The sequence below is a fragment of the Stenotrophomonas maltophilia genome (assembly GCF_002799155.1).
Taxonomy (GTDB): Bacteria; Pseudomonadota; Gammaproteobacteria; order Xanthomonadales; family Xanthomonadaceae; genus Stenotrophomonas; species Stenotrophomonas maltophilia_R.
This window is the reverse complement of the sequence record NZ_NERD01000002.1, coordinates 1,219,930-1,239,090: the sequence shown is the minus strand read 5'-3', so window position 1 is coordinate 1,239,090 and position 19,161 is coordinate 1,219,930. Positions and strand designations below refer to the sequence as shown.

The window sequence follows — 19,161 nt, the reverse complement described above, 5'->3', positions numbered from 1 at the left end:
GGGGTTTCGATAATCAGCCGGATTGCCGGCCAGCAGCCGCCACAACCGGATCAGCGTGCCGGCACGACCTGGGCACTGCCCACCGGGTTGCGTGGGTCGCTACCGCCGTACAGCTTGTTCGCCTTGCGGTCCCATTCCACGGTCTGCAGGTTGCCCCACACATGGCTGGAACCGCGGCCGCCTGCGGCGACGTCACCCGGCAGGTCGATCTTGTGGCCCATCGCCTGCAACTGCTTCACGGTCGCCGCGTCGAACGCATCGTCCTCGGCTTCGATCAGGTCCGGCAGCCACTGGTGGTGATAGCGCGGCAGCGCCGCCACCTGCTGCGCATCCAGGCCGGCGTCGTAACCAAGGATCCCCAGCAGCACCATGGTGATGATGCGGCTGCCACCCGGCGTGCCCAGCACCACCACCTTGTCGGCGTTCTCCATGAAGGTCGGCGTCATCGAGCTGAGCATGCGCTTGCCCGCCTTCGGCGCATTGGCCTCATAGCCCATCACGCCGAACGCATTGGGCGTGCCCGGCTTCAGCGCGAAGTCGTCCATCTCGTTGTTCAGCAGCACACCGGTGCCCTTGGGAATCAGCCCCGAGCCATACAGCAGGTTGACGGTCTGGGTGGCGCCGACACGGTTGCCATCACGGTCGATGATCGAGAAGTGCGTGGTCTCGTCGTCTTCCAGCGGCGTCGGGTTGCCCGACAACAGGTCGCTGGGCGTGGCCTTCTCCGGATGGATGGTGGCCCGCAGGCCCTGTGCGTAGTCCTTGCTGGTCAGCACCTTCTGCGGGATCTGCACGAAGTCCGGGTCGCCGAGGAAGAAGGTTCGGTCGCGGTAGGCGCGACGCATCGACTCCACCACCAGGTGGGTGCGATGCGCCGGATCCATCTTCCTGATGTCCCAACCTTCCAGGATCTGCAGCATGCTGGCCAGCGCGATACCACCGGACGACGGCGGCGGCGCGGTGGTGATCTTCCAGCCGTTGTAGTTGAACACGATCGGTTCGCGCTGCTTCACGCGGTAGCCGGCCAGCTCTTCAGCGGTCCACTTGCCGCCGGCCTGCCTCACGCCGTCCAGCAACAGCTTTCCGGTCTGGCCCTTGTAGAAGCCATCGAAGCCGCCTGCGGCCAGCCGCTCCAGCGTCTGCGCCAGTTCCGGCTGCTTGAACAGGTCACCGCTGGCGATCGGCTTGCCGTTGCGCAGGTAGACCTCGCGCGTGCCGGGGTAGCGCTCCATCACTTCGCGGCGCGAGGCATAGCCCTTGGCCATGCGCTCGTACACCGGAAAGCCTTCACGGGCGACACGGATCGCCGGCTGCAGCGAAGCCGACAGCGGCAGCTTGCCGTGCCTGGCCGACAGTTCGACCAGCGCTGCGGGCAGGCCCGGGATACCGGCTGACCAGGCGCCATTGACCGAGCGGTCGCGGTCGAGGTTGCCCTGCTTGTCAAGGAAGGCCTGCGGGGTTGCCGAGGCCGGCGCGGTCTCGCGCGCATCCAGCATCAGGTCCTTGCCAGTGGCAGCGTCATGCAACAGGAAGAAGCCACCTCCGCCCAGCCCAGAGCTGATCGGCTCCACCACCGCCAGCGTGGACGACACCGCCACGGCGGCGTCGAAGGCGTTGCCGCCCTGCGCCAGGATGTCGATGCCGGCCTGGGTGGCCAGCGCGTGGCCGCTGGCAATGGCCGCGCCATCGGGGCGTTCGGCACGGGCCGGGCTGTCGGCCCAGGCGATCGGACTCAGCAGCAGGCCGAGCAGCAACAGGGGGCGGACGATCAACGTCTTCATTCGGATGGGGGCTCCGCATAGAGTTCGGGGTGATCGTGCTGCAGCTGGCGCAGCTTGGCCAGCAGCTGGTCTTCCGTTTCCACGATCTCCGGATCCGGATCGATGCACTCGACCGGGCAGACGACCACGCACTGTGGTTCGTCGAAATGACCCACGCATTCGGTGCAGCGCGCAGGGTCGATCACGTAGATGGTTTCACCCATCGCAATGGCCTGGTTCGGGCAGGCCGGCTCGCATACGTCGCAGTTGACGCAGAGCTCATTGATTTTCAGCGACACGGCGATACTCCTCGCCCGCGCCCTGGGACAAAGGACCGGCCAGCGCGGGCGCGCGGGCCGGTCAGGTCATCGGCGGCGTCTTTGCGGTGCGCCGCCCGGGCCATGCCGGAGCATGGCCGCCATGGCTCGGTATTACTTGGCTTCGACAAAAATGTACTCGGCACCGGTCGGCTGGATCGCAGCCTGCACGCGGGCGTTGTCGGCCGACTGGCCGATGAAGACGACGCGCACGCCCTTCATCGAATCCGGCGACACGTCCTTGAACACGGCCTGGATCATGTCAGCCATCTTGCCCGAGGCCGACGAGCCGAAGGCCAGCATGTTGCCCGGCTGCACGCCACGGGCCACGGCCTGGGTGGCGCTTTCGGTCTGGCGCTCGTACTTGGCCTGGAAGTCCGGGTCCGATTCCGGCGAGAGGTAGTACAGGAACGGGCTGTTGGTGATGTTGCCCATGTTCTGGATGGCCACTTCCTGCAGGTACTTCTTCCAGCCTGCATCGTCGTCCTTGGACGGAGCGACCAGGGCCTGCTTGGCCTCGTCGACCGGAGCGGCCTCTTCCTTCTTGCAGGCGGTGAAGGCCAGGGCCAACGAAGCGATCAGCATCGCGCGCGTGGTGGTGTTCATGGGTTTCCTCCCGGAATGGTGCGTGGTGTTGTACGTAAGGGGGTGCGGGTACAGCGGGCTTACGACTGTGCCGACTTCGCTTCGCGGACCTTGCGCAGGGCTTCGAGCACCGCGGCCGGCACGAAACCGGACACGTCGCCGCCCAGGCGCGCGATCTCGCGGACCAGCGAGGACGAAATGAAGCTGTGCTGCTCGGCCGGGGTCAGGAACAGGGTCTCGACCTCGGGGATCAGGTGGCGGTTCATGCTGGCCATCTGGAACTCGTACTCGAAATCGGACACCGCGCGCAGGCCGCGCAGCAGCACCCCGCCCTGGACCGAACGTACGAAATGGGCCAGCAGGGTATCGAAGCCGATGACTTCGACATTGCCGTGGTGGGCCAGGGCGCCACGCGCCAGTTGCACGCGCTGCTCCAGCGGCAGCGCCGGGCCCTTGGACGGGCTCTGCGCCACGCCGACCACGACCTTTTCAAACAGCGGCGCGGCGCGGCTCACCAGGTCGATATGACCATTGGTGATCGGGTCGAACGTGCCGGGATAGACGGCGATGCGGCGGTTGGCCACGGTCATGGGCGGATGCAGATGTTCAGATGAGGTCAAAGTGTAGCAGTGGCGCGGCGGTACAGGGCAAAGCGCACCTCGCGGGTGCCGCCCTCGCGGTGCAGCAGCCAGTCCGGCGGCAGCACCGGCACGTGGCCGGCCGGCGATTCCAGGTACAGCCAGGCATCGGCGGCCAGGTGCCGGGGCAGCTGGGCCAGCACGTCCTGCCACAGGCCATCGGCAAACGGCGGGTCGATGAAGACCAGGTCGGCCTGCTGCGCGGGCGCGCCCTGCAGCCAGCGCAGGGCATCGGCCTGCACGACGGTGATCTGGTCGCTGGCCTGCAGCTTGGCCACCGCGGCGGTCAGGTTGCGGCCCAGCTGCGCATCGCGCTCGACCAGGGTGGCATGCGCGGCACCGCGCGAGACCGCCTCCAGGCCCAGTGCGCCACTGCCGGCGAACAGGTCCAGCACCCGCGCACCGCCGAGCCTGGGCATCAGCCAGTTGAACAGGGTCTCGCGCACGCGATCGCCGCTGGGCCGAAGCCCCGGCAGGGTCGGCACCGGCAGGCGGGTATTGCGCCAGCGCCCGCCGATGATGCGGACCTGGCCGTCATTGCCCCCACGGCCGCTCATCGGCGCCCCCGGCGGAGGTTGTTCGAGAAATTCAGCATGAGCGGGATTGTAGTTCGGCCGGGCGGCGCCCGGGGACGCGCCAACGCATGCGCGCTGTCGCTCCCACGCTTCGCTGCGCGAAACGCGGGCCCCACTTACCATCTTCCACACCCCCGCCGCTTCGCGGCCGCCCCCTAACTCAGGAGGCTCTACCCCAGACGCGATCCGATGCCCGACATACAGGTGGGGTCAGATCCGTTTTCCTGCGGAAAACGGATCTGACCCCATTTGATGTATCGATATCTGACAGATGTGTCGACCAAGGTCGACACCTACCAACAGCCGCGTGAACCTGTCAGAGGCGGGGCACTGTGGGTTCGCGGGGTGTGAGCCGCATGGATGCGGCGACCAAGGCTACATGGACGTACTTGCGCCGTCCCCGCGAACCCACAGCGCCCCGCCATCCCACGGAATGCCGCTCTGGCTCTGGCTTTGGCAGTTGCAGTTGCACTGAGCGGGTGCCGGGCGCAGCCCGGCCGACCAACCCCTTGATTTCGGGACAATCAGCCATACCCCTTGGCGAGGCCGCACGCGCTGGCGCGGCATTGCACACGGAGCCTTATCGATGACCGAGACCCCCCAGACCGAAACCCTTGGCTTCCAGACCGAAGTCAAGCAGCTGCTGCAGCTGATGATCCACTCGCTGTATTCCAACAAGGAGATCTTCCTGCGCGAGCTGGTCTCCAACGCCGCCGACGCCGCCGACAAGCTGCGCTTCGAGGCCCTGACCCAGCCGGCCCTGCTGGAAGGCGACAGCGAACTGCGCGTGCGCGTCAGCTTCGACCCTGCCGCCCACACCATCACCATCGAAGACAACGGCATCGGCATGAGCCGTGCCGAAGCCATCGCCCACCTGGGCACCATCGCCAAGTCCGGCACCGGCGACTTCCTGCGCCAGCTGTCCGGCGACCAGAAGAAGGATTCGCAGCTGATCGGCCAGTTCGGCGTGGGTTTCTACAGCGCCTTCATCGTCGCCGACGAAGTGGAAGTGACCTCGCGCCGCGCCGGCCTGGCTGCAGGCGAAGGCGTGCGCTGGACCTCGCGCGGCGAAGGCGATTTCGAAGTGGCCACCGTCGACAAGGCCGAACGCGGTACCCGCATCGTGCTGCACCTGAAGGACGGCGAGCACGATTTCGCCGATGGCTGGCGCCTGCGCAGCATCCTCAAGAAGTACTCGGACCACATCGGCCTGCCGATCCAGATGCCCAAGGAGGGCGGCGAAGAAGGCGCAGCGGTCGAGTGGGAAACGGTCAACCGCGCCAGCGCACTGTGGACCCGTCCGCGCACTGAAATCAGCGATGCCGAGTACACCGAGTTCTACAAGCACGTCGCGCACGACCACAGCGACCCGCTGGCGTGGAGCCACAACAAGGTCGAGGGCAAGCTGGAGTACACCTCGCTGCTGTACGTGCCCGGCCGCGCGCCGTTCGACCTGTACCACCGCGATGCGCCCAAGGGCTTGAAGTTGTACGTGCAGCGCGTGTTCGTGATGGACCAGGCCGAGCAGTTCCTGCCGCTGTACCTGCGCTTCATCAAGGGCGTGGTCGATTCCAACGACCTGTCGCTGAACGTCTCGCGCGAGATCCTGCAGTCTGGTCCGGTCATCGATTCGATGAAGTCGGCGCTGACCAAGCGCTCGCTGGACATGCTGGAGAAGCTGGCCGCCGACAAGCCGGAGCAGTACGCCACGTTCTGGAAGGAATTCGGCCAGGTGCTGAAGGAAGGCCCGGCCGAGGACTACAACAACCGCGAGAAGGTGGCCGGCCTGCTGCGCTTCGCCTCCACCCGTGGCGACGGCGATGCACAGAGCGTGTCGCTGGCCGATTACCTCGGCCGCATGGCCGAAGGCCAGGACAAGATCTATTACCTGACCGGCGAAAGCTACAGCCAGGTACGCAACAGCCCGCACCTGGAAGTGTTCCGCAAGAAGGGCGTGGAAGTGCTGCTGCTGACCGACCGCATCGACGAGTGGCTGATGGGCTACCTGACCGATTTCGACGGCAAGGGCTTCGTCGACATCGCCCGTGGCGACCTCGACCTGGGCGCGCTGGAAAGCGAAGCGGACAAGCAGGAACAGGAAGCGGCGGCCAAGGACAAGCAGGGCCTGGTCGAGCGCCTGAAGACGGTGCTGGGCGATGACGTGGCCGAAGTGCGCGTCTCGCACCGCCTGACCGATTCGCCGGCGGTGCTGGCCATCGGCGAACAGGACCTGGGCCTGCAGATGCGCCAGATCCTGGAAGCCAGCGGGCAGAAGGTGCCGGAGAGCAAGCCGGTCCTGGAGATCAACCCGGGCCACCCGCTGATCGCCAAGCTGGATGCCGAAGCCGATGGCGCGCGCTTCGACGACCTCGGCCGGGTGCTGTTCGACCAGGCCGCACTGGCCGCGGGTGACAGCCTGAAGGATCCGGGTGCCTACGTGGCGCGCCTGAACAAGCTGCTGCTGGAACTGTCGGCCTGATCGAGGCAGTGGTCGCCGGGCATGGCCCGGCGCTGCTTTGGCAGGTGCCAACCTTGGTTGGCACTGCTGCCCTGGCAGAGACCAACCTTGGTTGGCGCCCCAAAAGCGTGCCAACCAAGGTTGGCACCCACCAGGAGTGGCGGTTGGCAGCTGCCGAGGGGGTTCAGGCTTCCCGATCCAGCAGCGAGCCCAGCATCTGGTCCTGGCGGCGGATCACCGCAGCATTGGCGGCGAAGGCGACCACCTCTGCTTTCGCGGCCAACAGATCCCCCAATGGCGCACCAGGATCGGTGCCGGCGGGGAACGCCGCGGCCTGTACCCCGCCCTGCTCCGCAGTACCGCGCTGCAACTGCAGGCGCTGGGCATCCGGGGTCGCCAGGTTGGCCACGTTGTGCGCGGCCACCTGCACGCCCTGCTGGGCCGCACGCATCCCGCTGAGGGCAATTCCCATCACGTTGTTCATGGCGGTCTCCGGGCCGCCGTGCGCAGCCCTCCGGACCGGTTAACGGCCGGCAGGCCGCGATGTTGAGTCCACATCGGCCCGACAGGCCCGAGTGGTAGCATATCCCCCTGATTTCAGCGCCTTTTGCCAATGCTCAGTTTTTTCCGCCGCAAGAAGCCCCAGGATGCCCCCGCAGCGGAGGCTCCCAAGACCCAGCACTACTCGGCTGAAGAGCTGGCGGCGGCATTCCCGTCCGCAGCCCCGGTCGAAGAAGCCCCGGCCGCTCCGGTAGCCGCTCCGAACACGTCCGAGGCTGCCACGCCCGCGCCGACGCCTGCACCGGCGCCCGTCGCAGTGCCCGAAGCGCCGGCCGCCGCACCGGCACCGCCGGCTGCGGAACGCGTCATCGCTGCGGAGGACTTCGAAGCCGAGGCCCTGGCTGCGGCCGCCGTGCTCGCACCGCTGGCCCCGGTCATCCCGGCCGAAGCGCCGGCCACTCCTGCGACTGACCTGCCGGTGCTGGTCGATGCCGCCCCGGCCCCGGCCGGCAAGCCTGGCTGGCGCGAACGCCTGCGCAACAGCGTCATCGCACGCAGCTTCGGCGGCCTGTTCTCGCGCAACCCCAAGCTCGACGACGACCTGCTGGACGAGCTGGAAACCGCACTGATCACCGCCGACGTCGGCGTAGGTGCCACCACCGACCTGGTCGAGGGCCTGCGCAAGCGCATGAAGTCGCGCGAATTCGCTGACGCCAATGCGCTGCTGGCCGCGCTGCGCGCCGAGCTGATCGCGATCCTGCAGCCGGTGGCCAAGCCGCTGGTGATCGACCGCACTGCCAAGCCTTTCGTGGTACTGACCGTCGGCGTCAACGGCGTCGGCAAGACCACCACCATCGGCAAGCTGGCCAAGCGCTTCAAGGACGAAGGCCACAGCCTGATGCTGGCCGCCGGCGATACCTTCCGTGCCGCCGCCGTGGCCCAGCTGCAGGCCTGGGGCGAGCGCAACGGCGTGGCCGTGGTTGCGCAGGGGCAGAACGCCGATGCTGCTTCGGTGGCATTCGATGCGTTGCAGGCCGGCAAGGCCCGTGGCACCTCGGTGCTGATCGCCGACACCGCAGGCCGCCTGCACACCCAGTCCGGCCTGATGAACGAGCTGGGCAAGATCCGCCGCGTGCTCGGCAAGATCGACCCCACCGCACCCCACGAAGTGCTGATGGTGATCGACGGCACCACCGGCCAGAACGCGCTGTCGCAGCTGCGCCAGTTCAATGCCGCAGTGAACGTGACCGGCCTGGTGGTGACCAAGCTGGACGGCACTGCCAAGGGCGGCGTGGTGTTCGCGCTGGCCCGCGAGTTCGGCATTCCGATCCGCTTCGCCGGCATTGGCGAGCGCCCGGAAGATCTGCGCGTGTTCGACCCGGAAGCCTTCGTCGACGCCCTGCTGCCCGAAGCGCTGGGTGCCTGATACACCGCGCAGCCACGCATGGCGTGGCTCTACTGCACCCTGGTAGAGCCACCCCACCGGTGGCTGCCTCTCTGGAACGCCAATGCCCCGCCAGCCGCACGCCAGCGCCGAGACTGCAGAACGCGATGGTTTCGTCGCCCGCCTGCTGCACTGGTTCGACGACCACGGCCGTCACGACCTGCCCTGGCAGCACCCGCGCAGCCCCTACCGGGTCTGGCTGTCGGAAATCATGCTGCAGCAGACCCAGGTGACCACGGTCATCCCGTACTTCCAGCGGTTCCTGCAGCACTTCCCGACCCTGCCCGACCTTGCCGCCGCCAGCAATGACGCGGTGATGGCGCAGTGGGCCGGGCTCGGCTACTACGCCCGTGCACGCAACCTGCATGCCGCTGCAAAGCGCTGCGTGGAAATGCACGACGGCGATCTGCCACGTGACTTCGATGCATTGCATGCGCTGCCTGGAATCGGCCGCAGCACCGCCGGCGCGATCCTCAGCCAGGCCTGGAATGACCCGTTCGCGATCCTCGATGGCAACGTCAAGCGCGTGCTCAGCCGCTACCACGGCATCGAGGGCTTCCCCGGCCTGCCCGCCATTGAAAAGCGGCTGTGGGCGATCGCCGAGGCACACGTGGCACAGGTGCCGGAGGGGCGCATGGCCGATTACACCCAGGCACAGATGGACCTGGGCGCGACCGTGTGCAGCCGCGCCAAACCCGCCTGCGTGATCTGCCCGCTGCAGGATGACTGCGTGGCCCGGCGCGAAGGCCGCACTGCCGAACTGCCGACGCCCAAGCCCAGCAAGACCCTGCCCGAACGTGAAGCAGTGGCGCTGCTGCTGCGCGACGCACAGCAGCGCGTGCTTCTGCAGAAGCGACCGGACAGCGGCATCTGGGCGCAGCTGTGGACGCTGCCGCAGGCCGAGGCCGGCAGCGAGCTGCAGGACTGGTTCGACGCGCACGTTGAAGGCTCTCTGGAAGACGCCGAGGAGCTGCCGTTGCTGCAGCACACCTTCAGCCACTACAAACTGCACCTGCAGGTACTGTCGCGGCAGGTACACGGCCTGCGCGTGGAAGAACCCACGCTGCGCTGGGTGGCCGCCGACGAACTGCCCGCGCTGGGCCTGCCGGCACCGATCCGCAAACTGCTCGACGGCGCCACGATCAAGGCGCCGAAACGAAAATCCACGAAAACCCGCAACCACGAGTGAGCGCCATGCCCCGAAACGTCTTCTGCCAGTACGAACAACGCGATGCCGAGGGCCTGGACTTCGTGCCCTACCCCGGCGAGCTGGGCCAGCGCATCTTCAACAACATCGGCAAGCAGGCCTGGGCCGCATGGCTGGCGCACCAGACCATGCTGATCAACGAGAACCGTCTGTCACCGCGCACGCCCGAACATCGTGCGTTCCTCGAGGGCGAGCTGGTCAAGTTCCTGTTCGAGAAGGACGCGGAAAAGCCTGCCGGCTTCACCCCTGAAGCCTGACAACAAAAAGGGGTACGGAGAGGATCAAGCCGCTTGTGCCGCAAACGACTTGATGCTCTCCGTCCCCTTTTCTGATCATTTCGCCGGTGCGGCACCTTCCTCGCGCTCCTGCACCTGCGCCTGGCGCAGTTCCTGCTCGGAGGCACGCAGTGCCTTCACGTCCAGCCTGCGGATGCTGTTGATGAAGCACGGCAGGCGCGGGCCGCCGGTGGGGTCGCGCACCAGCACCTTGTCGAAGCGCGCCGAAACCCGGTTCATCCGACTGGTCAGGCCGATGGCGGTGGCATACGGCAAATCCTGGCACGGACCATTCAGCTCCAGCAGATAGGCTTCGCTGGGGCGCGTCCACACCGCCAGCGCGCTGTCACCCAGCTCGGTCCAGCCATTGAGGCTGCCGAAGAACTGCATGTCGCTCTGCGGCGCGCCCGCGTGGGCACGGTACAGATCCAGTTTCTCGGTACTGCTGAGCCGGCCGGTCGTCGCGCAGGCGGCCAGCGCCAGGCAGAGTCCGGCGATCAGGATCGGGGTCTTCATGGCGATCTCCTCGGGGAACCTGCTGCGATCATGCGCCGACCGACGTGCGGCCGGCGCGATGGCGGGTAAACCCGTTCAGGCGCCGGGAGGCGGCCGTTGCCGGCCGCTCAGACGTCGGCGTGGGCCAGTGCGTGCAGGCGACCTTCGCGCAGCTCCAGCACGCGATCGAGGCGGCGCGCCAAGCTGCGGTCGTGGGTGACCAGCACCAGGCTGGTATGGCGCGCGCGGTTGAGTTCCAGCATCAGCTCGAACACGGTCGCAGCGGTGCGGTCATCCAGGTTGCCGGTTGGCTCATCACCCAGCACGCAGGCCGGATGGTTCACCAGCGCACGCGCAACGGCCGCACGCTGGCGCTCACCGCCGGACAGCTCGCCCGGCTTGTGGTCCAGGCGATGGCCGAGGCCGACCGCTTCCAGCAGCGTGGTGGCCCGGCTGCTCGCCTCGGCCACGGCGGTGCCGGCCAGCAGCACCGGCATCATCACGTTTTCCAGCGCAGTGAACTCGGGAAGCAGATGGTGGAACTGGTACACAAAGCCCAGCGCCTGGTTGCGCAGCAGGCCGCGCGCGGTATCGGACAGCGCCGACATGCGCTGGCCGGTCACGTAGACCTCACCCGCAGTCGGAATGTCGAGGCCACCCAGCAGATGCAGCAGCGTGCTCTTGCCGGCACCGGACGCACCGATGATCGCCACCGTTTCGCCGGCGGTCACGGTCAGGTCCAGGCCGTCGAACACCGGGGTCTGCATGCGCCCCTCGGCGTAGGTCTTGCCCAGTGCTTCGGCGCGGATCACTTCATCGCCGCGGTTGAAGACCTTATTCATAACGCAGGGCCTCCGCCGGCTGGGTGCGTGCTGCCCGCCAGGCGGGATACAGGGTGGCCAGGAAACTCATCAGCAGTGCGACCACGGTGATCGCCACCACGTCGCCGGTCTGCATGTCGGTCGGCAGGCCGGTGATGTAGTAGACGTCCTCCGGCAACAGCTTGACGTTGAACACGCTCTCGATGGCGCCGAGAATCCGCTCCAGGTTGAGGGTCAGGGTGATGCCGCCGATCAGGCCGGCCAGCGTGCCGAAGATGCCGATCAGCGAACCCTGCACCATGAACACCTGCATCACCCCGCCCGGGGTCAGGCCCAGCGTGCGCAGGATGGCGATGTCGGCCTGCTTGTCGGTCACCAGCATCACCTGCGAGGACACCAGGTTGAAGGCACCCATGGCGATGATCAGCGACAGCAGGATGCCCATCACCACCTTTTCCATGCGCAGCGAGTGGTAGAGGTTGGCGTTCTGCTGGGTCCAGTCACTCACCCGGTACGCACCGCCGAGGCTCTGCGCCAGGTCCACGCCCACTTCCAGCGAGCGGTCCATGTCGTGCAGTTTCAGCCGCACGCCGGTGGCACCGTCGCTGCGCAGCACGCGCTCCAGGTCCTGCATGTTGGCAAAGCCCACGCCGCGGTCGACCTCGTTGTAGCCGGCCTCGAAGATGCCACTGACGGTGAAGCGTTTCATCCGCGGCACTGCGCCGGCAGGCGTGCCCTGCACCTCGGCGAAGGTCACCAGCACCTGGTCGCCCACGTCCACGCCCAGCCAGATCGCCAGCTCCTTGCCCAGCAGCAGGTTGAAGCTGCCTGGCTTGAGGCTGTCATAGCTGCCCTTGGTGACCTTCTTGTCGATCACCGACACCTTCGGCTCCAGCGCCGGATCGATGCCCTGGATGATCGCGCCCTGCACGCGCGGGCCGCTGATCATCGACTGGATCTCGATGTACGGCGCGGCACCGGCCACGCGCGGGTCCTTGCCGGCGATGTCGACCACGCGCATCCAGTCCGGCATCGGCTCGCCGTCGCGGCTGATGGTGGTGTGCGCGGTCATCTGCAGCAGGCGGCTGCGGATTTCCTTCTGGAAACCGCTCATCACGGCCAGGGTGGTGATCAGCACCGTAACCCCGAGCGCGATGCCCAGGATCGATGCCATCGAGATGAAGGAGATGAAGCCGTTGCGGCGCTTGGCGCGCAGGTAGCGCAGGCCGATGGCCACGGGAATGGGTTTGAACATGCAGGCACGCCGGTCAATTCAGCTTATGGTGCCATCGTACGGGGCCGACGGGAAACGGCGCGTGCGGCCACGGCCAGTCGCAGTTCACGTCGCTGCCCCGAATCCAGCACATCGGGCCAGAACAGCAGGCGTTGGCGGCGCCGACCCTGATGCCAGTGCAACAGCAGCCATGGCCCGCGCACCACCAGCCGGGGTGCCTCGACATCCTGCCCGGCCACCCGCAGCGGCTCGGGAAGCGGAGGCAGGAGCACCGGCACGCGCGGCCTGCGTTGGCGCCAGGCCAGTTCGGCCAGGCCTACGCACCAGGCCAGTACCACCGCGGGGACCAGCAGCCTTGGCGGCAGGTCAGAGGCGCGCAGCAGCCAGGGCGCGGCCAGCAGCACCGCCAGCTGGGCGGCGGCCTGCAGCCGCGAGGGGCGCCACTCAAGACTTGAGGGCGAGGATCTTCTGCATGAGGGGGATCGCGTGCGCATGCGGGCAGGCCTCATAGCCCATGAACCAGCGCCACAACTTATCGTCCTCGCAGTCGAGCAGGAACAGGAAAACCTCGCGTTCTTCGGTCGGCGCAGTGCTCCACTCGTGGTCCAGGTAACGGCCGAACAGCTGGTCCAGCTCGCGCATGCCGCGGCGGCAGCGCCAGCGCAGCTTCTTCAGCAGAACGTCTTCTTCCATCGTGCTTCTCCAGATACAGCAAAGCCACGCATGGCGTGGCTCTACTGGGATGGCACAGCCACGCATGGCGTGGCTCCACCAGGTACAGCCAGGCCCGATCAGGCGCGGCGTTCCATCATCAGCTTCTTGATCTCGGCGATCGCCAGCGCCGGGTTCAGGCCCTTCGGGCAGGTCCGGGCGCAGTTCATGATGGTGTGGCAGCGGTACAGCTTGAACGGATCCTCCAGATCGTCCAGGCGCGCACCGGTGTCCTCATCGCGCGAGTCGATGATCCAGCGGTAGGCCTGCAGCAGGATCGCCGGGCCCAGGTAACGCTCGCCGTTCCACCAGTAGCTCGGGCAGCTGGTCGAGCAGCAGGCGCACAGGATGCACTCGTACAGGCCGTCCAGCTTCTTGCGGTCTTCCGGCGACTGCAGGCGCTCACGGTCCGGCGGTGCCGGGGTCTGGGTGCGGATCCACGGCTTGATCGAGGCGTACTGCGCGTAGAAGTGGGTCAGGTCCGGAACCAGGTCCTTGACCACGTTCATGTGCGGCAGCGGGTAGATCGGCACTTCCTTCTTGCCGCAGTCCGAGATGGCTCGGGTGCAGGCCAGGGTGTTGGTGCCGTCGATGTTCATCGCGCACGAACCACAGATACCTTCGCGGCACGAGCGGCGGAAGGTCAGGGTCGGGTCGATCTCGTTCTTGATCTTGATCAGGGCGTCCAGGACCATCGGGCCACAGGCGTCCAGATCGACTTCATAGGTATCGGTGCGCGGGTTGCTGTCGTCGTCCGGACTCCAGCGGTAGATCTTGAAGGTGCGCACGTTGTTGCCGCCGTTCTTGACGGGGAAGTGCTTGCCCTTCGTGATCTTGGAATTCTTGGGGAGTGAAAACTCGGCCATGGCTGCTCTCGTTGGCTCAGGCGGCCCGCGCCCGTGGGCGCGGATTGCATGGTAGGCGGGGTCGGATCAGTACACGCGCGGCTTCGGCGGCACCACGGACACGTCGTCGGTCAACGTGTACATGTGCACCGGACGGTAGTCGAAGCTGCACTTGCCCTTCTCGTCGACGCTGACCAGGGTGTGCTTCTGCCAGTTGACGTCGTCGCGGTCCGGGAAGTCCTCGTGCGCATGCGCGCCGCGGCTTTCCTTGCGCTGTTCGGCCGAGTTGATCGTCGCCACCGCGTTGAGCAGCAGGTTGTTCAGCTCGTAGGTCTCGATCAGGTCCGAGTTCCACACCAGCGAACGGTCGGAGACCTTCACGTCCTGGAACGAGTCGAAGATCTTGTCCATCTTCTCGCAGCCTTCCTTCAGCGTCTGGCTGGTGCGGAAGACCGCCGCGTCGGCCTGCATGGTGCGCTGCATGCGATCGCGGATGACCGAGGTCGGGGTATCGCCGTTGGCGTGGCGCAGCTTGTCCAGCAGGCCCAGCGCCTTGTCGCAGGCGTCGGCCGGCAGCGGCTTGTGCGATGCGCCCGGCTTGATGGTCTCGGCGCAGCGGTTGGCCACCGCACGACCGAACACCACCAGGTCCAGCAGCGAGTTCGAACCCAGGCGGTTGGCGCCGTGCACGGATACGCAGGCGGCTTCGCCGATGGCGTACAGGCCCGGCACGACCGCATTGTCGTTGTCGCCGACCTTCTGCACCACTTCACCGTGATAGTTGGTCGGGATGCCGCCCATGTTGTAGTGCACGGTCGGGATGACCGGGATCGGCTGCTTGTGCACGTCGACGCCAGCGAAGATGCGGGCGCTCTCGGCGATGCCCGGCAGCTTCTCGTCGATCACGCCCGGGCCGAGGTGGGTCAGGTCGAGCAGGATGTGATCCTTGTGCTCGCCGACGCCGCGGCCTTCGCGGATCTCGATGGTCATCGAACGGCTGACCACGTCGCGCGAGGCCAGGTCCTTGTAGTGCGGTGCGTAGCGCTCCATGAAGCGCTCGCCGCTGCTGTTGCGCAGGATGCCGCCTTCACCGCGGACACCCTCGGTGATCAGGCAGCCGGCGCCGTAGATGCCGGTCGGGTGGAACTGCACGAACTCCATGTCCTGCATGGCGATGCCGGCACGCATGGCCAGGCCGCCACCGTCGCCGGTGCAGGTGTGCGCCGAGGTGGCACTGAAGTAGGCACGCCCGTAACCGCCGGTGGCGAGCACCACGCCCTGGGCGCGGAACAGATGCAGGGTGCCATCGGACATGTCCAGGGCCAGCACGCCGCGGCAGGCACCTTCCTCGTCGAAGATCAGGTCGAGCGCGAAGTACTCGATCATGAAGCGCGCATCGTGCTTCAGCGACTGCTGGTACAGGGTGTGCAGCATCGCGTGGCCGGTACGGTCGGCCGCCGCGCAGGTACGCTGCGCCGCCGGGCCTTCGCCGTACTTGGTGGTCATGCCACCGAACGGACGCTGGTAGATCTTGCCTTCGGCGGTGCGCGAGAACGGCACGCCGTAGTGCTCGAGCTCGATGATGGCCGGGATGGCCTCACGGCACATGTATTCGATGGCGTCCTGGTCACCCAGCCAGTCCGAACCCTTGATGGTGTCGAAGAAGTGGTAGCGCCAGTCGTCCTCACCCATGTTGGCGAGTGCGGCCGAGATGCCGCCCTGGGCGGCAACGGTGTGCGAACGGGTCGGGAAGACCTTGGTCAGGCACACGGTCTGCAGGCCCTTGGCGGCCAGGCCGAACGTGGCGCGCAGGCCGGCGCCGCCGGCGCCGACCACGACCATGTCGTACTTGTGTTCGGTGATCTTGTAAGCGGACATCTAATCTGGATTCCTGTGTTGGTGCCTGGGCTCAGGCAACGCCGAGGGCGATGCGACCCACCGCAAACACACTGACGATCATGCCGAGCACGGCGACGAACTTCACCGCGGTCTGCAGCACCAGGGCCAGCAGCGATTCGTGGATGTAGTCTTCCAGCACGACCTGCATGCCGAGCTGCGCGTGCCAGAACATGGCGATCAGCAGGCCGATCAGCGGCACCGCATTCCACGGCTTGGCCACGGCAGCGGCGGCAGTCGCGTAATCCGAGCCAAGCAGGCCCAGCACGAAGACCAGGAACCAGATGCCCAGCACCACCAGGGCGGCGGCGGTCAGGCGCTGGTGCACGAAGTGCTCGGTGCCGGTCTTGGCCGAACCGAGGCCGCGCACGTTCTTCAACGGGGTACGGAACTTGCTCACGCGGCACCTCCGAACATCACATAGGCCCACACCAGCAGGGTGATCACCAGGCTGCCGATGACCGAAAGCCAGCTGCTGCGGATGAAGGCGGGGATGCTGAAGCCGATGGCGAAGTCCTGCACCACGTGGCGGATGCCATTGCACAGGTGATAGGCGAACGACCATGTCCACGCGAACAGGAACACGCGGCCATACCAGGCCCCGGCATGGCCGGTGAAGCAGTTCCAGGACTCGGGCCCCATCATCAGGGCCAGCAGGCCGGCAGCGATGATGAGGGCACCAACAGACAGAAAGACGCCAGTGGCTCGATGCAGGATCGAGGTGGCCATCTGAATCTGCCAGCGATACACCTGAAGGTGCGGGGAAAGTGGGCGTTGTCTGGTCGCCATTCGCTGGGCTCGTTGTCTCGGCTGGGCGGCACGTGGCCGCGTTGGCTCAATGCTGATCAGAAATCGATGCAGCGTCCGTTTTTCTCCCAATCGCCATACCGCACCGGATCGAGTCCGCCGCGGCCGCCGAATTCCTCTGCTTTTTCCTGTTCCACGGGCACGGGTGCCGCAGGGACCAGCGGGGCTTCAGATTCGTCGTCGGGAGTGGGGGTTGTTTGGCCTATCATGTTCGGTCTCGCAACGCACAAATTTTAGACCTCGTTCACGTGCCTGACAACCTGCCCCCTGCTTTCGTCGGATATCCGCGCCTGTCCGGCCACCAGCTGCTGAGCCTGCAAGGCCCGGATGCGGCCGTCTTCGCCCACGCCCAGTTCAGCAGCGATGTCACCGCCCTGCCCCCGCAGCACTGGCAATGGAGTGCCTGGCTGAGCGCCAAGGGCCGCACCCTGGCGGTGTTCCAGCTGCTTCGGCTGGCGCAAGACCATGTGATGCTGGTGCTGGCCGACGGCGACGCCGATGCAATTGCGTCGCAACTGCAGCGCTTCGTGTTCCGCCGCAAGGTGAAGGTACTGCTGCGCAACGACCTGGCCGTGGCCGGCGCGTTCACCGCACCCGAGGCCGCCAGCGGCGCCGCGATTGCGCAGACCTCAGGTGACGGTTGGGAGCTGGACCTGGGCAGCGATGCCCTGCCGCGCACCCTGTGCATTGGTGCTGCCGACGCCTTCGCCGGCAGCAGCGAAGCCGATGAGGCCACCTTCGCCCTGGCCTGGCGCCAGGCCGACCTGCGCTACGGCCTGCCGCGACTGGAAGAAAGCCAGCGCGAAGTGTGGACCCCGCAGCAGCTGGGCCTGGACCGCCTGAACGGCTACAGCGTGAAGAAGGGCTGCTATCCCGGCCAGGAAATCGTCGCCCGCACCCACTTCCTCGGGAAAGCCAAGCGTGCGGTGCAGCTGCTGCATACCGCCACACCGGCACAGGCCGGCGACGGCGTCCAGCAGGACGGCGCGGCGCTGGGCACGATCGCCTGCGTGGCCGGTGACCTGGCACTGGCGGTGCTGCCGCTGGAAGCCAGCGATGCTGATCTGCAGGTGGATGATGCGGTGGCGCAGCGCATGCCGCTGCTGGATGGCCTGGCGCGCTGAATCTGTCGGGTTCTCATCCACGCATGGCGTGGATCTAACTCAACCCGGTGGGGCGGACCGTTGGTCCGCACGCCTCCGGCGAAGAAGTGATAGTGCCGGCCGCTGGCCGGCACTACCCGTTACAGGCGCACGCCGCTCTCGGCGTTGAAGAAATGCAGGCCCTGCGGCTGGATCGCCACGCGGATGTCCTGGCCCACCGCGGGCAGCGCCTGCGGCGCCACGCGCATGGTCAGCGCGTGCTGGCCACTGCTCAGGTTGACGAAGATCTCGTTGCCGACCGGCTCGATGCCTTCGATGCGTGCGACGAACGCGTGCGCGTCATCGGCGCCCGCCGGCTGCAGGTGTTCCGGGCGCACACCCACCGCGATCGGCTTCTGCAGCCACGCCGGATCGATCTTGGCCTGGCCCAGCGGTGCACGCCACTCGCCGTCGACCACGGTCACGCCACCAGCATCGCCCTGCAGCGTGCCGCGCAGCACGTTCATCGCCGGGCTGCCGAGGAAGCCGGCCACGAACAGGTTGGCCGGGCGGTCGTACAGCGCCATCGGCGTATCGATCTGCTGGATGACGCCATCCTTCAGCACCACGATGCGCTGGCCCAGGGTCATCGCTTCGACCTGGTCGTGCGTCACGTAGATCATGGTGGTGCCGAGCTTGCGGTGCAGCTGCGCGATCTCGGTGCGCACGCTGTGGCGCAGCTTGGCGTCGAGGTTGGACAGCGGCTCGTCGAGCAGGAACACCGCCGGCTCGCGCACCAGTGCGCGGCCCAGCGCAACACGCTGGCGCTGGCCGCCGGACATCGCCTTGGGCAGCTTGTCCATCATCTCGGTCAGGCCCAGCGTCTGCGCCGCCTCAGCGATGCGCCTGTCGATGGTCGCCTTGTCATGACCACGCAGCTTCAACCCGAAGGCCAGGTTCTCGGCCACGGTCATGTGCGGGTACAGCGCGTAGCTCTGGAACACCATCGCGATGTCGCGATCCTTCGGCGCCACGTCGTTGACCACGCGATCACCGATGGTCAGCGTGCCGCCGCTGATCTCCTCCAGGCCAGCCACCATCCGCAGCAGGGTCGACTTGCCACAGCCGGATGGACCGACCAGCACCATCAGTTCGCCATCGGCGACTTCGAAGCTGGCGTCCTTCACCGCGACCTGGCCGTTGTCATAGACCTTGCGCACACCCTGCAACTGCACTTTTGCCATATCACCTATCCGGTCCGCCCGAAGCCGGGCTGTCTTTTGGGACTGCCTCGGCCCTCCCGATGGCAGTGATGATTGCGCGCCTGCCGCATGACGGCGAGCACTGCAATCGAATACAGTTGCCCATTCTGCCATGTAAACGTTTTCACGTGGCACTATCCGATGATCGGTGCGCACCGATCTGCGTCGGCGGTTGAACGAAGGTTCCGCCGAGGCAGTGGTTTCGAATGGAACCGTCTTCCGGCACCCCGGAAAACGCCCCTGACGAA

Annotated in this window: 22 protein-coding genes; 5 read left to right on the top strand and 17 right to left on the bottom strand. The window is 66.8% G+C overall.

The window, feature by feature from the left end; genetic code table 11:
- Positions 1-50: 50 nt before the first annotated feature.
- From ggt to rsmD, 5 genes are all read right to left on the bottom strand, one after another.
- Complete coding sequence (ggt, locus tag B9Y82_RS06370; RefSeq protein ID WP_100471974.1) at positions 51-1,781, bottom strand: gamma-glutamyltransferase; 1,731 nt, start codon at positions 1,779-1,781, stop codon at positions 51-53.
- On the bottom strand, positions 1,778-2,059 hold the full coding sequence (locus B9Y82_RS06365) for a YfhL family 4Fe-4S dicluster ferredoxin (RefSeq protein WP_004153175.1): 282 nt from the start codon (positions 2,057-2,059) through the stop codon (positions 1,778-1,780). The genes ggt and B9Y82_RS06365 overlap by 4 nt, the downstream gene beginning before the upstream one ends.
- 132 nt (positions 2,060-2,191) lie before the next feature.
- Positions 2,192-2,683 carry a hypothetical protein gene (locus tag B9Y82_RS06360; protein WP_100471973.1) on the bottom strand — a complete coding sequence of 164 codons (492 nt, stop codon included), beginning with the start codon at positions 2,681-2,683 and terminating at the stop codon, positions 2,192-2,194.
- A gap of 59 nt (positions 2,684-2,742) precedes the next feature.
- The gene (coaD, locus tag B9Y82_RS06355; protein WP_014036814.1) at positions 2,743-3,252 is read right to left on the bottom strand and encodes a pantetheine-phosphate adenylyltransferase; all 510 of its coding nucleotides are present in this window, start codon (positions 3,250-3,252) and stop codon (positions 2,743-2,745) included.
- 26 nt (positions 3,253-3,278) lie between these two features.
- Positions 3,279-3,857: a 16S rRNA (guanine(966)-N(2))-methyltransferase RsmD gene (gene rsmD / locus B9Y82_RS06350; protein ID WP_100471972.1), complete on the bottom strand. Its 579-nt coding sequence runs from the start codon at positions 3,855-3,857 to the stop codon at positions 3,279-3,281.
- A 604-nt stretch (positions 3,858-4,461) separates the two neighbouring features.
- Here rsmD and htpG point away from each other — a divergent pair.
- Positions 4,462-6,354: a molecular chaperone HtpG gene (htpG, locus tag B9Y82_RS06345; RefSeq protein ID WP_100471971.1), complete on the top strand. Its 1,893-nt coding sequence runs from the start codon at positions 4,462-4,464 to the stop codon at positions 6,352-6,354.
- Positions 6,355-6,517: 163 nt separating this feature from the next.
- Here the strand turns inward: htpG and B9Y82_RS06340 are convergent, their stop codons facing one another.
- Entirely contained in the window at positions 6,518-6,817 is a 300-nt protein-coding gene (locus B9Y82_RS06340; RefSeq protein ID WP_100471970.1) for a hypothetical protein, read from the bottom strand.
- A 129-nt stretch (positions 6,818-6,946) separates the two neighbouring features.
- On the opposite strand from B9Y82_RS06340, the gene ftsY reads away from it, so the two are divergent.
- The 3 genes from ftsY to B9Y82_RS06325 all read left to right on the top strand — a co-directional run bounded on the left by ftsY (position 6,947) and on the right by B9Y82_RS06325 (position 9,742).
- A complete protein-coding gene (ftsY, locus tag B9Y82_RS06335) occupies positions 6,947-8,260 on the top strand; it encodes a signal recognition particle-docking protein FtsY (RefSeq protein ID WP_100471969.1) in 1,314 nt (437 codons plus the stop codon).
- 82 nt (positions 8,261-8,342) lie between these two features.
- Positions 8,343-9,467 (top strand): A/G-specific adenine glycosylase, encoded by a 1,125-nt coding sequence (mutY, locus tag B9Y82_RS06330; protein ID WP_100471968.1) that lies wholly within the window; start codon positions 8,343-8,345, stop codon positions 9,465-9,467.
- A gap of 5 nt (positions 9,468-9,472) precedes the next feature.
- A complete protein-coding gene (locus B9Y82_RS06325; RefSeq protein ID WP_100471967.1) occupies positions 9,473-9,742 on the top strand; it encodes an oxidative damage protection protein in 270 nt (89 codons plus the stop codon).
- Positions 9,743-9,817: 75 nt separating this feature from the next.
- Here B9Y82_RS06325 and B9Y82_RS06320 read toward each other — a convergent pair whose 3' ends face one another.
- The 10 genes from B9Y82_RS06320 to B9Y82_RS06275 all read right to left on the bottom strand — a co-directional run bounded on the left by B9Y82_RS06320 (position 9,818) and on the right by B9Y82_RS06275 (position 16,778).
- The gene (locus B9Y82_RS06320; RefSeq protein WP_100471966.1) at positions 9,818-10,276 is read right to left on the bottom strand and encodes a DUF6491 family protein; all 459 of its coding nucleotides are present in this window, start codon (positions 10,274-10,276) and stop codon (positions 9,818-9,820) included.
- A gap of 107 nt (positions 10,277-10,383) precedes the next feature.
- On the bottom strand, positions 10,384-11,097 hold the full coding sequence (lolD, locus tag B9Y82_RS06315) for a lipoprotein-releasing ABC transporter ATP-binding protein LolD (protein ID WP_005409083.1): 714 nt from the start codon (positions 11,095-11,097) through the stop codon (positions 10,384-10,386).
- On the bottom strand, positions 11,090-12,331 hold the full coding sequence (locus tag B9Y82_RS06310) for a lipoprotein-releasing ABC transporter permease subunit (RefSeq protein ID WP_087922239.1): 1,242 nt from the start codon (positions 12,329-12,331) through the stop codon (positions 11,090-11,092). The genes lolD and B9Y82_RS06310 overlap by 8 nt, the downstream gene beginning before the upstream one ends.
- 23 nt (positions 12,332-12,354) lie before the next feature.
- A complete protein-coding gene (locus tag B9Y82_RS06305; protein WP_100471965.1) occupies positions 12,355-12,804 on the bottom strand; it encodes a hypothetical protein in 450 nt (149 codons plus the stop codon).
- On the bottom strand, positions 12,755-13,003 hold the full coding sequence (locus tag B9Y82_RS06300) for a succinate dehydrogenase assembly factor 2 (protein ID WP_100471964.1): 249 nt from the start codon (positions 13,001-13,003) through the stop codon (positions 12,755-12,757). Before B9Y82_RS06300 ends, B9Y82_RS06305 begins: the two co-directional genes overlap by 50 nt.
- Positions 13,004-13,101: 98 nt before the next feature.
- On the bottom strand, positions 13,102-13,887 hold the full coding sequence (locus tag B9Y82_RS06295; RefSeq protein WP_100471963.1) for a succinate dehydrogenase iron-sulfur subunit: 786 nt from the start codon (positions 13,885-13,887) through the stop codon (positions 13,102-13,104).
- Between the two features lie 66 nt (positions 13,888-13,953).
- On the bottom strand, positions 13,954-15,744 hold the full coding sequence (gene sdhA, locus B9Y82_RS06290) for a succinate dehydrogenase flavoprotein subunit (RefSeq protein WP_087922237.1): 1,791 nt from the start codon (positions 15,742-15,744) through the stop codon (positions 13,954-13,956).
- Positions 15,745-15,775: 31 nt separating this feature from the next.
- Positions 15,776-16,162 (bottom strand): succinate dehydrogenase, hydrophobic membrane anchor protein, encoded by a 387-nt coding sequence (gene sdhD / locus B9Y82_RS06285; RefSeq protein ID WP_005409077.1) that lies wholly within the window; start codon positions 16,160-16,162, stop codon positions 15,776-15,778.
- Positions 16,159-16,551: a succinate dehydrogenase, cytochrome b556 subunit gene (sdhC, locus tag B9Y82_RS06280; protein WP_024958620.1), complete on the bottom strand. Its 393-nt coding sequence runs from the start codon at positions 16,549-16,551 to the stop codon at positions 16,159-16,161. The genes sdhD and sdhC overlap by 4 nt, the downstream gene beginning before the upstream one ends.
- 56 nt (positions 16,552-16,607) lie before the next feature.
- Entirely contained in the window at positions 16,608-16,778 is a 171-nt protein-coding gene (locus B9Y82_RS06275) for a DUF1674 domain-containing protein (protein ID WP_005409075.1), read from the bottom strand.
- A gap of 39 nt (positions 16,779-16,817) precedes the next feature.
- Here B9Y82_RS06275 and B9Y82_RS06270 point away from each other — a divergent pair, with 39 nt between their 5' ends.
- Entirely contained in the window at positions 16,818-17,693 is an 876-nt protein-coding gene (locus tag B9Y82_RS06270; protein WP_100471962.1) for a YgfZ/GcvT domain-containing protein, read from the top strand.
- A 119-nt stretch (positions 17,694-17,812) separates the two neighbouring features.
- On the opposite strand, the gene B9Y82_RS06265 is transcribed toward B9Y82_RS06270, so the two are convergent.
- Complete coding sequence (locus tag B9Y82_RS06265) at positions 17,813-18,895, bottom strand: ABC transporter ATP-binding protein (RefSeq protein ID WP_100471961.1); 1,083 nt, start codon at positions 18,893-18,895, stop codon at positions 17,813-17,815.
- Positions 18,896-19,161: the final 266 nt, after the last annotated feature.